At 63.2% G+C, this 15,698-nt stretch carries 10 protein-coding genes; 6 read left to right on the forward strand and 4 right to left on the reverse strand.

Annotated elements, in window-relative coordinates:
• Position 1: 1 nt before the first annotated feature.
• From EOC94_RS10705 to EOC94_RS10720, 4 genes are all read right to left on the reverse strand, one after another.
• Complete coding sequence (locus EOC94_RS10705) at positions 2-1,258, reverse strand: Hsp70 family protein (RefSeq protein ID WP_127290297.1); 1,257 nt, start codon at positions 1,256-1,258, stop codon at positions 2-4.
• A gap of 110 nt (positions 1,259-1,368) precedes the next feature.
• A complete protein-coding gene (locus tag EOC94_RS10710; RefSeq protein WP_095487957.1) occupies positions 1,369-2,160 on the reverse strand; it encodes a TIGR02186 family protein in 792 nt (263 codons plus the stop codon).
• Positions 2,160-3,083 carry a sulfite exporter TauE/SafE family protein gene (locus EOC94_RS10715; RefSeq protein WP_095487959.1) on the reverse strand — a complete coding sequence of 308 codons (924 nt, stop codon included), beginning with the start codon at positions 3,081-3,083 and terminating at the stop codon, positions 2,160-2,162. The genes EOC94_RS10710 and EOC94_RS10715 overlap by 1 nt, the downstream gene beginning before the upstream one ends.
• A 192-nt stretch (positions 3,084-3,275) precedes the next feature.
• The gene (locus EOC94_RS10720; RefSeq protein ID WP_127290299.1) at positions 3,276-7,208 is read right to left on the reverse strand and encodes a peptidoglycan-binding protein; all 3,933 of its coding nucleotides are present in this window, start codon (positions 7,206-7,208) and stop codon (positions 3,276-3,278) included.
• Positions 7,209-7,696: 488 nt separating this feature from the next.
• Between EOC94_RS10720 and EOC94_RS10725 the strand changes: the two genes are divergently transcribed.
• The 6 genes from EOC94_RS10725 (at position 7,697) to EOC94_RS10750 (ending at position 15,691) form a co-directional block, all read left to right on the forward strand.
• Positions 7,697-8,158, forward strand: coding sequence for a MerR family DNA-binding transcriptional regulator (locus EOC94_RS10725; protein ID WP_095487963.1), 462 nt, complete (start codon positions 7,697-7,699; stop codon positions 8,156-8,158).
• 303 nt (positions 8,159-8,461) lie between these two features.
• Positions 8,462-10,258, forward strand: coding sequence for an acyl-CoA dehydrogenase (locus EOC94_RS10730; protein WP_127290301.1), 1,797 nt, complete (start codon positions 8,462-8,464; stop codon positions 10,256-10,258).
• 54 nt (positions 10,259-10,312) lie between these two features.
• On the forward strand, positions 10,313-11,485 hold the full coding sequence (locus EOC94_RS10735) for an acyl-CoA dehydrogenase family protein (protein ID WP_127290303.1): 1,173 nt from the start codon (positions 10,313-10,315) through the stop codon (positions 11,483-11,485).
• Between the two features lie 32 nt (positions 11,486-11,517).
• Complete coding sequence (locus tag EOC94_RS10740; RefSeq protein ID WP_127203564.1) at positions 11,518-12,726, forward strand: acetyl-CoA C-acetyltransferase; 1,209 nt, start codon at positions 11,518-11,520, stop codon at positions 12,724-12,726.
• 12 nt (positions 12,727-12,738) lie between these two features.
• On the forward strand, positions 12,739-14,958 hold the full coding sequence (locus EOC94_RS10745) for a 3-hydroxyacyl-CoA dehydrogenase NAD-binding domain-containing protein (RefSeq protein ID WP_127290305.1): 2,220 nt from the start codon (positions 12,739-12,741) through the stop codon (positions 14,956-14,958).
• Positions 14,959-15,040: 82 nt separating this feature from the next.
• Entirely contained in the window at positions 15,041-15,691 is a 651-nt protein-coding gene (locus EOC94_RS10750; protein ID WP_095487973.1) for a helix-turn-helix transcriptional regulator, read from the forward strand.
• Positions 15,692-15,698: the final 7 nt, after the last annotated feature.

The raw sequence follows: 15,698 nt of genomic DNA on the forward strand, positions 1-15,698 counted from the left end.
ATCAGCCGAATTTCCGCTGCGCGTCGAGCGCCAGCCCAAGCCCGACCGAGCCGAACATGTCGCCTTCGATGACGGACGCCTGCGGCACCAAGGCTAATATCTGTTGCTTTGCCAGCGGGATGGCGGTCGATCCGCCGGTCAGGAACACCGCGGTGATGTCGGACGGTTTCACCTGCGCGTCGCGGATGGTCTCACCGACCGTCGCGGCAACCCGTTCGATGTCCCTGGCGATCGTGGCCTCAAGACCGTCGCGCGAAATTTCTGCCGTGAATTCTACCCCCGTCAGCGCGACCACGACATCGGCGGACAATTGCTCCGTCAGCTCGATCTTGGCCTTTTCGACCAAAGCGGCCAGCGCATGCCCGTAACGATGCTCGACGATATGGATGAAACGGTCGACTAGGTCGGCGCGTTCAGCCTCGTAGCGGATCTGGCGCAGATGCGTCATCGCCCGGGCGGTGTAGACCAGATTGATGCGCTGCCATGTCGCCAGATCGATGAAGTAGCTGGCCGGCAAGTTGCGCTTGCCGTCCTTGGTCGGCGAGAGATAGCCGAGCTGCGGCATCACATGGACGATGCTCAGCAGCCGGTCGAAGTCGGTGCCGCCGATGTGGATGCCTCGGCTCGCCAGAATGTCGTCCTTGCGATCGAGGGAGCGGGCGCGCTGCGGCGAGACCCGCACGATCGAGAAGTCGGAAGTGCCGCCGCCCATGTCGACGATCAGCGCCAGTTCTTCCCGCGTGACCTTCTGCTCGTAGTCGAGCGCCGCCGCGATCGGCTCGAACTGAAATGCAATATGCTTGAAGCCCTGGGCGCGCGCCGCGTTTTCGAGTTCGCCTTCGGCCTTGGCATCGGCCTCGGCATCGTCGTCGACGAATTGCACCGGCCGGCCGAGCACCACGCTCTCGACCACGTCGCCGGCATCCTCTTCCAGCCTTTTCCTGAGATGGCCGACGAACAGACCGATGATCTCGGTAAAGGCGATCGACCGTGCCTTGATCCGCGTCTTTTCATGGACAAGCGAACTGCCGAGCACGCTCTTCAGCGAGCGCATCAGGCGACCTTCGATGCTGTCGGTATAGTTGGCGATGGCGCTGCGCCCGAAATAGGTGCGGTTGTCCTCGAAGTTGAAGAACACGGCGCTGGGCAGCGTGACCTGGCCGTCTTCCAGGGCCACAAGCCGCGGCTGCCCGTTTCTGACCACGCCCACGGTGGAATTTGACGTGCCGAAATCGATACCGCCGAATGCTGGTCGCATCGCAAGATCCTGTATTCTTGATTTGGGGAGCGACAGCTCGCGCTTCGGCCGAGCCGGGGAACGCGGTCTAACCCATGAAGCTCGAAAGGGGAACCGTCTTTCGGAAAAGATCAGTCCTTCCGGAAGACGAGCCTTCCGAGCCAGCCGGTCAGCATGGCCAGCGACACGGCGAAGATGCCGTAGAGGAAGGAATAGTCGTGGGCCACGCGGAAGATCGACTGTTCGAAACCGGACTTGCGGATTTCGAGTTGGGCGGAGCTTTCCTTGATGAACAAGCCGCTCTTGAACAGGAACGCACGGGCCTTGTGGGTGCCGACCGGAACATTGGGGGCGAGCCTGACGGTGGCCCGGAACAGGTTCTGCGACAGGAACTGCACGCCGCCGACATTCTCGCTGTAGAGGCCGGTTGCCGTTTTGCGCTCGCGCAGCGCCGCGGTGAATTCCTCGATCGTCGCCGGGCTGTCGTCGTCATCGGCCGGTTGCATATAGAGGTTGGCGGCGCCGAGCGACAGTTGCTTGTAGCTGTTGGGGTCGGTGACGTCCTGCAGCGGTCGCGTCGTCGCCACCGAATAGGACACCGGCACATTCTCGAAGGTCTCGGACTCCAGATTGATCCAGATGCCGAGCACCCGGTCCTTGCGGCGCACGACGACCGGCCGGGCCGGCCCTTCCAGCACGACGATGATGTCGTAGCGACCTTGGCGCGCGACAAGCGGGTCGGCATTTTCCAATGAGCCGAAGATGGTGAGGTCGGCACCGGAAAAGCCGGCGGTGATCGAGACATGGTCGGTGGACAGGCCGATCTGGATGTTTTCGGCAGCCGGCGTCTGCGCTTCTCCCGGTGACACGGCAGCGAACAGCGACAGCGAGGCAACGGCCAAGAACGCCCTCAAGCCGGCCATCAGGTCAGACCCACGCCAGACAGGGAATAGAGGTTGGGCGGTGTCACGAACAGATCGATGGCGAGCCGGATGGCGACCGCCAGCACCAGCAGTGCCAGCAGCGCCCTGAGCTGCTCGCCACGCAGCCTTTGACCAGCCTTGGCGCCATATTGCGCGCCGGCGACGCCGCCCGCCATCAACAGGAAGGCGAGCATGACGTCGACCGTCTGGTTGGTGGTGGCATGCACCAGCGTGGTGTAGGCCGAGGTGAAGATGATCTGGAACAGCGAGGTGCCGATGACGACGTTGGTCGGCACTTTCAAGAGATAGATCAGCGCCGGAACCATGATGAAGCCGCCGCCGACGCCCATGATCGACGACAGGAAGCCGATGCCGGCGCCGAGGCCGAGCACTGGGATAACGCTGACGAAAAGCTTCGAGGCCCTGAACCGCATCTTCAGCGGCAAGCGGTGGATCCAGTTGTGCTGGCCGGATTTCTTCAGCACCGGCGCGGCACCACTGCGGGTGGCGCGCAGCGCATTGACGCTCTCGACCAGCATCAGCCCGCCGACGGTGCCAAGCAGCACGACGTAGAGTAGCGAGATGAACAGGTCGAGCTGGCCGAGCCGGCGCAAGAAGCCAAAGACAAAGATGCCGCCGGTTGAGCCGACGATACCGCCTGCCAAAAGCACTCCGCCAAGCTTGAAGTCGAGCGTGCCGCGCTTCACGTGCGACAATGCGCCGGAGAAGGAGGAGGCGATGACCTGGTTGGCGCCGGTGGCGACCGCGATCGCCGGTGGTATGTTGTAGAAGATCAGAAGCGGCGTGATGAGGAAGCCGCCGCCCACTCCGAACATGCCCGATAGAAAGCCCACCGCCGCGCCCATGGCCAGCAGCACGAAGACGTTGACGGAAATTTCCGCGATCGGGAGATAGATGCCCACCCGTCAGTCTCGATCAGTTTGCCTCTCGGTGAATGCAACCGTTGCGGGCATTTTTGCGCCAAAAAGCTAAATTGTTATTGCGCCGGCAGGACGGCGAAGTCAAACCCCGCCGTACAGCCGAAACAAAAAACAACTCAATCAGTTAACAGGCAAATGTGTGGCAAAGGCATCGTGTAAACGACGCATCTGCCGTTATTTGCGCGCAAGCAGCGCCTTGACCAGCTTTTCGTCGACCGTGCCGGTCGCCGTCATGTCGTTGTCGGTCTGGAAAGCCATGATGGCATTCTTGGTCTTCAGGCCCATCAAGCCATCGGGGTTGCCGGCTTCATAGCCATTCTTGTTGAGAATGCGCTGGATGTTCTGAACGGCCTTCTTCATGTCGACGCTGGCGGTCGTCTGCGGCGTGCCGTCCTGCCACGATTCAGGAATGTCGGCCGAATTGGCCGCCGGATCGAGCGGTTTCGCCTTCCACATTTCGGTGGCGGCGCGTGCGCGTTCGAGCTGCTCGGGCCTGAGCGCCTTGGCGATCTCATCGCGCTTTGCCGCCGCATCCTTGTCGCCGGTCTTGGCGACGAGCGCGAACCATTTGTAGGATTCCTCGAGATTCTGTTTCATGCCGACGCCCTTCGCCGCCAGGATGCCGAGATTGAACTGGCTGTCCTTGACGCCGAGATCGGCGGCGGCCTGGAACCAGTGCGCGGCCGATTCATTGTCGGTCACGCCGTCGGCCGCCATGGCAAAGAGCACGGCGAGATTGTGCATGGCGCTGGCGTTGCCCTGCTCCGCCGCGAGCTGGTACCAGGTCTTCGCCTTCTTGACGTCGCGCGCGACGCCGGTGCCCTTCTCATAGAAGTTGCCAATGCGGTATTCCGCCGGTGCGAAGCCGAGCTCGGCGGCCTTCTCATACCATTTGGCGGCCGCTGCCATGTCTTGCTTGACGCCGCTCGATTCGGCGTAGCGCGAGCCGATCTCGAACAACGCCTTGGCATCGCCGCCGGCCGCTGCGTCACGCAATGCAGCCGGACCGGCATCGGCCGGGATGTCGATCTTGGCAGTGGCTGCCGCAATCGAAGCATCTGCGGGCATAACCGTGCCGGTCATGTCCTGGGTCGCCGGCGTGGCGGCCAGCTCTGTGGCCTTTGGCTCGGTGTCCGCAGCTGCCGGGCCCTCAGGTGCCGACGCTGTCGCGTCCGCCCCCGGATCGGGCGACGCCGTTGAAGCCATGGCAGGAACGGGTTCGGCCTCGGGTGCGGTGTCCATCGGCGTTCCGGCGTCCGACGGCGCGGCGAGGGTGGTCTGTGCCGGCATGTCGTTCTCGGTTACCGATTCGGACGGCTCTGCCTGCCGGACGGCGCGGGCCGGCGCGCTGTCCGGCGCTGCAGTTTGCGCGTCCGTCGTTGGCTCCCTGGCGGCACCGACCGACGCGGCTTCCGCTGGCTGCGCGGCCACGGTCGACGCCGCATCGTTGCTGGCTATTTCGACGGGGTCGGAGAAAAAGGCCTTGCCCAGTTGCAGGCCGGCGAGCGCCAGCATGATTGCAGCGGCCGCCATCAGGATCGGCTTGCGCCGCGCCTTGAGCAGGTCGCCGATCCTGAGCGCCTTCACCGGGCCACGCGTCGTCGACTGCCGCTTGAGAGCCTCGGCCTCGGCAGCGGCGGCTTGCGCCGCGCGTCTGGCTGCTGCGATGAAGTCGGATTTCGATGCATCGGCATTGCCGGCCCTGACCGGCGGTCCGCGTTCGTCGCGCACGCGTTTCATGATGGCGTTGAGGTCGGGTGGCCCGGAGCCGGGCTCCAGCGGCCGGTTGGCAACCTTCGGATCCAGTGGCTCGTCGAGATCGGCGCTCGGTATCTCGACATCAGGCGCCGAGCCGGCAAGCGGTGGAACATCCGCCTCCTTCTTGCCCTTGAAGGCGCGCGCCAGTCCGCCGAGCATCGACCTCCGGCCGCCGGTCTGCTCGCTTTTCTCCGTCGTCGTGTCCGAACCAAGCGCCGCCATGGCCGCGGCCGCAGCGGCTTCGGCTGGCGTGCGGGTGCCTGGTTCGCTACGCGAACCTGGCTCATTGCGCATGACGGCAGGTGCACGGCTGTCGAGGTCGGCCATGTCCCCGGTCAGCGGCAATGGCTGGTCGATGTCCATGGACGGCGCGTCCCGAACGGCCATCTTTGACGATCGCGCGCCGCGCCAGCTGTCCGGTTCGACCGGTTTCGTGCTGAGAAGTTCGCTCACCGCGTCGGTCGGCTCGCCGGTCTCCAGTGAGCCCAGTCGGTCGACGATCTTGAGCAGCGTGTCGTGGATGGCCTCGAAGGTCCTCGAATTGCGCTCGTCGGAACGGCGCGTCAGTGCTTCGAGCGTCTTCAGATCCTGGGCGAGGCCAGAAACGGCCGCCGTATTGGCACTGGAGTCGGCAAGCGAACGGACAGCGCTCTCGGCTGCCTCGCGCGCCGCGCTAAGGATGGAATCGCGGGTTCCAGCCAGCGACTTCTCGATTTCGTTGAGACGCGGGCTGATGTCTTCGAATTCCGGCAATGGCGTGCCGGGCTTCGAAAGATGCGCCGACAGGCCCGCGACCTGCGCTTCCAGGCTGCGGATCAGGGCCGGGTCGATGCCAGCGACTTGTGCCGCGGATGAATCCAGCCGGCTTGAAATGTCTTCGAGGCGGCTTTCCAGGCCACGGATCGCCGCTTCGCCTGCGGAATCGGGAACACGCGTCTCCATGCGCTTGGCCAGCGCGCTGAAGCGGGCGTCGATGGCGTCCATGATGCCGGCCCCATCGATCTGCGGCATGCGCTGGTCCAGCCTGTCGGCGACTTCGTCCAGCCGGCGCTCGAGATCGCGAAACAGCATGTTGCCTTGTTCGATCGCGTCTCCCTGGCGGCGCTCCATCATGCCGGACAGCACGTCGAAACGCTGTTCCAGCCCCTGGAAGATGTAATCGGCGTCCGGCATGGCAGGCGCCCTGTCGATCTTCTCGGCAACGAGCGCGATCTGCTTGTCGAGGCGCTCCATCGCCTGCTCCGGCAGATTGGCCCGGCCGGCAAGATCGTCGACCCGGCTCGACAGCATGTTGAGGCGGTCGATGACCTCGCCACTGGGGTGCACCTGCGTGACTTCCTCGATCTGCTGGGCAAGCGAGGCGATCCGCTTCTCGATGCGCTCGAAGGGCTCGGGGTCGAATGAATTGGCCTGCGCGGCGACGGTTGAGGCAACGATAGCGCGGGAAATCTCATCCAGCCGCTCGTCGATCATACCGAATGTGCCGCTGCCGCGATTGTCCTGCTGCCTGGCGAAATGATCGACGGCGCCGGCAAGCGTGCGGACCTTCTCTTCAAGCGACCGCAGCGACAGCGATTCCGGCAAATTGTTGACGGCATTGCTGATCTGTTCGAGCCGGTCGGTCAGCATTGAAAGACCGGGTGCGTCCGATCGCTTGCGCTGATCGGCATCGACACGATCCTCGAACGCGGTCCAGCGGCGGTCGAAATCGTCCCAGCGGCGGCCGACCGCCTGCACGCTCTCCTCGCGCGCCAGCGTGTCGAGCGCGGCCTTGACCTGCTCCAGCTCGAGCCGGAGCATGTTGACGCTTCTGTCGTCGCTCTTTTCGGCCAAGGTCTGAATGGCGCCGGAAAGCCGTTCGAACTCGACGCCGAGTTCGGCGCTGCCTTTGCCGGAGCCCCCCGGCTGAGCGCTTGCTTGGAAAGCCCGCTCGATGTCCTTGCGCAGCGCTTCGAATTCGCGCTGCAGGCCGGCGGTCATCTGGTGGCGCAGTTCCTCGCGCAGGCCGCGCAATTCGCCGGCGATCTTGCCGACCACGGCGACGCCGTCTTCTTGGCCGCGCACGCGGTCGATGTCGCGGGCGATCGCGTGGTAATTCTGGTCGAAGGCAGCCGGTGCTTGGCTTCTCGGCGGCTGCGCGGGGCGCGGATCATCATAAGGCCGGGCGCTGGCATAGCGCGGCTCCGCGCTCGGCCGGCGAGGATCGGGACGCTCGCTCATGTCCTCGCGCGTCCGCTCCAGCCGCTGCTCCAGCGTTTCCAAGGAACGGTTGAGCTGTTCAAGCGTGGTGTGCGGCCTGCGCTGCCTGCCGGCGTTGAGTGTATCGAGATAGGACCGCTTGCTGTTCATCGATGCGCCCGTTCAGAATTACTGGTCCGTCTAAATGCTGGCCTATGACCAGTTTCCCAAGTCTGCCGGAAACGAAGGCGGCCGCGCGGCTCTGCTGCGGTGGAAGACGAGCTTCCCGGGTTTCACCCGCGCTCCGAAAAACCGTGAAAAATTCGCTACAGGATAAACACGGGTAACCGACATGCGCACATTTCGCCCAACGTGGTAAACAACGCGTTAACCAAGCTTAAGAAGTTGCAACGTTGTGTTGGCGGGCCGCCTAAAGCCGGAGTGATGCTCTGGCGGATGCGGCAAAAAGTTCCTCCCGCACAACGCCCTTGCTTCGTGAGGCGGCTATCGGTATAGAATTGACGTAAACGTAAAGGTGCACAGACCGTGCCGTTTGCGATTTGTTTGTTGAAACCACGACTGGAAGCACGCCCCCGCTTCCACTCAGGCGACGCTTGGTCCGGGACCGCGGCGCCGCCAGATGGGGAAAGCCAGTGACCATGAAACTTGTTTCGCCCGGCGAAGCCGCGGCCAATACCAATGACATGTCTGACAAAGCCGGTGAGGATCTTGTCCGCATCGGCGAGATGGCCAAGAAATACGGAGTAACGTTGCGCACGTTACGTTTCTACGAGGACAAGGGCCTTCTCAATCCGCAGCGCGACGGCTCGACCCGTCTCTACACGCGCCGCGACAAGGCGCGGCTGAAGCTGATCCTGCTCGGCCGCAAGGTCGGGTTCTCACTGCGCGACGTCAAGCAGATGATGGACCTCTACGACCCGACCGGCTCCAACACCAAGCAGTTGCGGCTGGCGCTCGACAAGTCGGAGAAGCAGCTTGCCCGTCTGCAGAAGCAGCGGGCGCTGATCGATGATGCCATCAACGAGTTGAGCAACTCGATGGCGGCGGTGCGCCAGATGCTGAGCGAACGTTCGGCGCCGCAGGCCAGCGTCGCCGGGTAATTCGGCCTCACCGGCTTCCGGTGAGCCGCCCTTCTGAGAATGAAAGCCGCGTGGCCTTGGCCGCGCGGCTCTTTCCGTTGTCTTGTGGCTGCGGCGGGAAGAAGACATTTCAATCTGTTCCGCACTGGCTTCAACGGCATAGCGCCCCTAACCTCACGGGAGGGAAAATTTGTCGTATCAAAAAATTGACGTTTACGCAAACGTCAACTTTTGCTATCTCGATCTGAACATTGGTCCGCATCTGTCCCTGACTTCATTTTGGGGCTTGATTTCGGGACCAAGCCCGCATGGTGGAGGAAGAGCATGCCGATCTACAGGGCTCCCGTCCAGGACACGCTGTTTGTGCTGAACGAGGTACTGGGCTACCAACGCTATTCCAATCTTCCCGGATTTTCCGACGCGACGCCGGACGTGATCGAGGCCATCCTCGCCGAAGGCGCCAAGCTCGCCGAAAACGTCATGCAGCCGCTGAACCGCGTCGGCGACGTGGAAGGTTGCGTGCGCCATGACGATGGCTCGGTGACGACGCCGAAAGGCTTCAAGGAGGCCTTCGACCAGTATCGCGAAGGCGGCTGGATGGGGTTGGCGGCACCCGTCGAATTTGGCGGCCAGGGCCTGCCTTACGCGGTGCATACCGCTGTTTCCGAATACATGGTTTCGGCCAACATGTCGCTGATGATGTATCCCGGCCTGACGCAGGGCGCGATCGCGGCCATCATCACCCATGGCACCGACGAGCAGAAGGCGACATGGCTGCCGAAGCTGGTCGAGGGCACCTGGACCGGCACCATGAACCTGACCGAGCCGCATTGCGGCACCGATCTCGGCCTGCTGCGCACCAAGGCGGTTCCCAACAGCGACGGCACCTACAGGATTTCAGGCCAGAAGATATTCATCTCGGCCGGCGAGCACGACATGTCGGACAACATCGTCCACCTCGTGCTGGCCCGCATCGAGGGTGCGCCGGAAGGCGTGAAAGGCATTTCGCTGTTCATCGTGCCGAAGCTCAAGCTCGATGCATCAGGCAATCCGGGTGAGAAGAACACCGTCTCCTGCGGCTCAATCGAGGAGAAGATGGGCATTCATGGCAATTCGACCTGCGTCATGAACTATGACGAGGCGCAAGGCATGCTGCTCGGCGAGGCCAATGGCGGGCTGAAGGCTATGTTCACGATGATGAACGAGGCCCGGCTCGGCGTCGGCCTGCAAGGGCTTTCTCTGTCGGAGGTCGCCTACCAGAACGCTGTGTCCTATGCCAAGGATCGCTTGCAGGGCCGCTCGCTGTCCGGGCCGAAGGCGCCGGACAAGAAGGCCGACCCGATCATCGTCCATCCTGACATCCGCCGCAGCCTGATGACCATGAAAGCCTTCAATGAAGCCGGTCGCGCGCTGGCGCTGTGGACGGCGATCAAGTCGGACATCGCCCACCGCTCCGACGACGACAAGGACCGCCAGGCTGCCGACGACTACACCGGCCTGATGACGCCGGTGGTCAAGGGCGTGCTCACCGACAAGGGCTTCGACCACGCGGTGATGGCGCAGCAAGTGTTCGGCGGCCATGGCTATATCGAAGAGCACGGCATGAGCCAGTTCGTGCGCGATGCCCGCATCGCCATGATTTACGAGGGCGCCAACGGCATCCAGGCGCTCGACCTCGTCGGCCGCAAGCTGGCCTTGAATGGCGGCCGCGCGGTACAGGCCTTCTTCAAGGAGGTCGACGAGTTCTGCGAGGAGAATCGCACAGATGAGAAGATGGCGCCTTTCACCAAGGCGCTGAAGAAGGGCCACAACGATCTGCAGGCGGCGACGATGTGGCTGATGCAGAACGGCATGGCCAGGCCCGACAACGCCGGTGCCGCCTCGACCGACTACATGCATCTCTTCGGCCTCGTGGCGCTGGGCTACATGTGGGCGCAGATGGCGAAGGCCGCCGGCGCGAAGCTGGCGAACGGCGCCAACGGTGCTTCGTCTTTCTACGACAGCAAGCTGGTGACGGCGCGCTTCTTCATGGAGCGGATCATGCCGGAGACGTCGGCGCACCTCGCTCGCATCTCCAGCGGCGCCGAGACATTGATGGCACTGCCGGCGGAAGCGTTCTAAGCTCGACAGCGTCGGCACAGCCGACCTTTGACCTGTCGATACGCGGAGGAAATCGTGGCGACAAATCCTGCCGAAATCCTCGGCCTCCCTAAACCCGCCTGGGCGGCGGATGAGGTCGGCATGCTCTACGACATGGCGCACCGTTTCATGTCGGAAGAGATCGCGCCGCGCTATGACGAGTTCGAGAAGAACGAGATGGTCGACCGCGAGTGCTGGCTGAAGGCAGGCGCGGCCGGTCTGCTCTGTGCCTCGATACCGGAGGAATATAGCGGTTCGGGCGGGACATTCGCGCATGAGAGCGCCATCATCGAGGCGATCGGCCATGTCGGCGTCGACGGTTTCGGCATCGGCCTGCACAATTCGATCGTCGCCCCTTACATCCTCCACTACGGCTCGGAGGAGCAGAAGAAGAAGTGGCTGCCGAAACTGGCGACCGGCGAGTTGATCGGCGCCATCGCCATGACCGAGCCCGGCGCTGGCTCCGACCTGCAAGGCGTCAAGACGCGTGCCGAGAAGGATGGCAACCATTACAAGGTCAACGGCTCGAAGACCTTCATCACCAATGGCCAGCTCGCCAACTTCATCATCGTCGTCACCAAGACCGATCCGGAGAAGGGCGCTAAGGGCACTTCGCTGATCGTTGTCGAGACCGACGAGGTGGAAGGGTTCGAGCGCGGCCGCAACCTCGACAAGATCGGTTTGAAGGCCAACGACACGTCGGAACTGTTCTTCAACGATATGCGCGTGCCGACCTCAAATCTGCTCGGCCACGAGGAAGGCCAAGGCTTCGTCCAACTGATGCAGCAATTGCCGCAGGAGCGGCTGCAGATCGGCACCGGCGCCATCGCCATGGTCGAGCGGGCGCTGGCGCTGACAATCGACTACGTCAAGGAGCGCAAGGCCTTCGGCAAGGCGATCATCGATTTCCAGAACACCCAGTTCAAGCTGGCCGAACTGAAGACCGAGGCGACCATCGGCCGCGTCTTCTACAATGACTGCGTCGCTCGCCACATCAATGGCGGCCTCGACCCGGTGACGGCCTCAATGGCCAAATACTGGCTGTCCGACTTGCAAGGAAAAGTCGTCGACGAATGCCTTCAATTGCATGGCGGCTATGGCTACATGAACGAATACCCGATCGCCCGCATGTTCCGCGACGCCCGCGTTCAGCGCATCTACGGCGGCACCAACGAGATCATGAAATTGTTGATCGGGCGCTCTCTCTGAGCGACTTTTCAGCAAACCCAAGGAGCAGGAAAATGGCCGAAGCTTATGTCTATGACGCCGTGCGCACGCCGCGCGGCAGGGGCAAGAAGGATGGCTCGCTGCACGAAGTGCCGGCGGTGCGGCTCGGCGCCAAGGTGCTCGAGGCGATCCGTGACCGCAATGGGCTGGACACCGGCACCGTCGACGACATCATCTTCGGCTGCGTCGATCCGGTCGGCGAGGCGGGTTCTGTCATTCCGCGTGCCGCAGCCTTCGAAGCCGGCTATGCGACCACGGCGCCCGGCATGCAGATCTCGCGCTTCTGCGCCTCGGGCCTGGACGCCATCAACTTCGGCGCCGCCAAGATCGCACAAGGCGCCGATGAGATCGTCATCGCCGGCGGCGTCGAATCGATGTCGCGCGTCGGCATGGGCGCATCCGGCGGCGCCTGGTTCATGGACCCTTCGGTTGGCCTGCCGGGCTGGTTCGTTCCGCAAGGCATCTCGGCCGATCTGATCGCCACCAAATACGGCTTTTCGCGTGATGACGTCGACGCCTATGCGGTCGAGAGCCAGAAGCGTGCCGCCAAAGCCTGGGGCGAAGGCCGCTTCAAGAATTCGGTGATCTCGATCAAAGACCAGAACGGGCTGACCATCCTCGACCATGACGAGCATATGCGGCCTTCGACCGACATGCAGTCGCTGGCGGCACTCAATCCGTCCTTCGTCATGCCCGGCGAAATGGGCGGCTTCGATGCCGTCGCGGTGCAGAAGCATCCCGAGGTGGAAGAGGTCAACCACGTCCACCACGCCGGCAATTCGTCCGGCATCGTCGACGGCGCGGCGGCCGTTCTGCTCGGCTCGAAGAAGGCCGGAAAGACGCTCGGCCTGAAGCCGCGCGCACGCATCCGTGCATTCGCCAATATCGGCTCGGAACCGGTGCTGATGCTGACCGGTCCGGTCGACGTGACCGAAAAGCTGCTGAAGCGCGCCAAAATGAAGCTGTCGGACATCGATCTGTTCGAGCTTAACGAGGCTTTCGCCTCGGTGGTGCTGCGCTACATGCAGGCATTCGACATTTCGCACGACAGGATCAACGTCAATGGCGGCGCCATCGCCATGGGCCATCCGCTCGGCGCCACAGGCGCGATGATCTTCGGCACCGTACTGGACGAACTGGAGCGCCGGAACCTGAACACCGCGCTGGTGACGCTTTGCATCGGCGCAGGCATGGGCACCGCGACGATCATCGAACGCGTCTGACGGGAGAGACCGATGAGCTACACCAATTTCACCCTCGACATCGACGCAGACGGCATCGTGCTGATCACCTGGGATATGCCCGACCGCTCAATGAACGTCTTCACCGAAGAGGCGATGCTGGAACTGAACGCCATCGTCGACAAGGTGGCGAGCGATGCGGCGATAAAGGGGGCGGTCATCACCTCCGGCAAAGACACGTTTTCCGGCGGCGCCGATATCACCATGCTGCAGAAGATGCTGACGACCTTCGCCGCCGAAAAGGGCAAGGACGTCGAAAAGGCGACCAAGGCGCTGTTCGACAATGCCGGCTACATGACCGGCCTGTTCCGCAAGCTGGAGACTTCGGGCAAGCCGTGGGTTTCGGCGATCAACGGCACCTGCATGGGCGGCGCATTCGAATTGTCTCTCGCTTGCCATGGCCGTGTCGCGGCCGATTCCGACAAGGTGAGGATGGCGCTCCCCGAAGTGAAGATCGGCATCTTCCCGGGTGCCGGCGGCACCCAGCGCGTGCCGCGGCTGACCGACCAGCAGCAGGCGCTGCAGATGCTCACTTCCGGCCAGACGCTGTCGCCGCAGAAGGCCAAGTCGATGGGCCTGATCCACGAGATCGCCGAGCCGCAAAAGCTGGTTGAGACCGCCAAGGCCATGATCAAAAATGGCTTGAAGCCGGTGGCGCCGTGGGACGAGAAGGGCTTCAAGCTGCCTGGCGGCCCGATCTATTCGGTGGCTGGAGCCAATCTGTGGCCGCCGGCAATCGCCATCCTGCGTCGCGAGACCTATGGCAATTATCCTGCCGCCGCGGCCATTCTGAAATGTGTCTATGAAGGCCTGCTGGTGCCGTTCGACACCGCCTTGCGCATCGAGCAGCGCTATTTCACCGAGATCATGCAGACTAAGGAAGCTGCGGCGATGATCCGCTCGCTGTTCGTCTCGCTGCAGGAGCTGAACAAGGGTGCCCGCCGCCCGGCCGGTGTGACGGAAACCAAATTCAAGAAGATCGGCGTGCTCGGCGCTGGTTTCATGGGCGCCGGCATCGCCTATGTCACCGCCAAGGCCGGCATTCCGGTGGTGCTGCTCGACCGCGACATGGAAGCGGCCGCCAAGGGCAAGGCGCATTCAGACAGCCTGATCTCGGATCAGGTCAGGAAGGGCCGCGCCAAGCCAGAGGACAAGGACAGACTGCTGTCGCTGATCACGCCGACGGCGGATTATGCCGACCTCGCCGGCTGCGATCTGATCGTGGAAGCGGTGTTCGAGGATTCGGGCGTCAAGAAGGACGCCACTGAAAGGGCAGAGGCCGTGCTGAAGCCGGCGGCAGTCTTCGCGTCGAACACATCCACCCTCCCGATCTCTTCGCTGGCGAAGAATTCGGCGCGACCGAAGAATTTCATCGGCATCCATTTCTTCTCGCCGGTCGACAAGATGATGCTGGTCGAGATCATTTTGGGCAAGAAGACGGGCGACAAGGCGCTGGCTACCGCGATCGACTTCGTCCGCGCTATCAAGAAGACGCCGATCGTCGTCAACGACACGCGCGGCTTCTACGTCAACCGCTGCGTGCTGCGCTACATGTCGGAAGCCTACAAGATGCTGATCGAAGGCGTCCCGGCGCCGATGATCGAGAATGCGGCGAAGGCCGCCGGCATGCCGGTCGGCCCCTTGGCGCTCACGGACGAAACGGCGATCGACCTCGCGCAGAAGATCATGAAGCAGACCATGCGCGATCTCGGCGAAAAGGCGGTCGATCCGAAGCAGATGGCGCTGATCAACACGCTGGTCGATACGCATGGCCGCTTCGGCCGCAAGAACGGCAAGGGTTTTTACGACTATCCGCAAAAGCCTGCCAAGAAAAAGCTGTGGCCGGGCCTGAAGGATCTCTATCCGCAGCTGGCGCCCGAAAAGGTCGACTATGAGGAACTGAAGCAACGGCTCCTGGTCACCATCGCGCTGGAGGCGGCGCGAGTGATGGAGGAGGGCATCGTCACCGATCCGCGCGAAGCCGATGTCGGCTCGATCCTCGCCTTCGGCTTCGCGCCCTTTACCGGCGGCGTGCTGTCCTACATCGACGGCGTCGGCGCCAAGAAGTTCGTCAAGATCGCCAAGGGCCTGCAGAAGAAGTACGGCGCCGAGTTCAAGGCGCCCAAGCTCCTGCTCGACATGGCGGAGAAGGGCGAGACCTTCTACCAGCGCTTCGATCCCTACGCGAAAGGCGAGGTGAAGAAGGCAGCCTGATGCCGCCTTCGGTGGTGGACAAAATCACGGCCACCGGTTAGAACGAGGAAGGTATTTTTTCCTGTTCTGAAGGAGAGCAAAAGTGCTCTCGCATGATCGCGTATGGGCCGCCATCGACGCTCTCGCCGAGCGCTATTCGCTTTCGGCCTCGGGGCTGGCGAAGCGTGCGGGCCTCGATTCGACCGCCTTCAACAAGTCGAAGCGGCTGTCCTCGGACGGGCGGCCGCGCTGGCCGTCGACCGAATCGCTGGCCAAGATCATCGAGGCGACGGGCGCCTCGCTCGACGAATTTACGGGACTGGTCGAAGGCCGGGGCAAGCCCGGCCCCGGATCCCTGCCCGCGCAGAGGTCTTCCGTGCCGCTGCTTGGCTTCGCTCAGGCCGGCGCCGGCGGCTTCTTCGACGATGCCGGCTTTCCGGCGGGGCAGGGCTGGGACCTGATCGAGCTTCCGGCACAGGCGACCGAAACCTCCTATGCGCTGCAGGTCCAGGGCGATTCCATGCTGCCGCTCTACCGCAACGGCGACGTGCTGATCGTCGAGCCGGGCGCTGCCACCCGCAAGGGCGATCGGGTTGTCGTCAAGACCAATGCCGGCGAGGTGATGGCCAAGGTGCTGGACCGTCAGACGGCGAAGTCGATCATGCTGGTCTCGCTCAATCCCGATCACCCGGACCGCGACATTCCTATGCGCGATGTCGAATGGGTGGCGCGGATTGTCTGGGCAAGCCAGTAAGGGGCCG

Source organism: Mesorhizobium sp. M6A.T.Ce.TU.016.01.1.1, from assembly GCF_003997065.1.
GTDB classification, from domain to species: Bacteria; Pseudomonadota; Alphaproteobacteria; order Rhizobiales; family Rhizobiaceae; genus Mesorhizobium; species Mesorhizobium mediterraneum.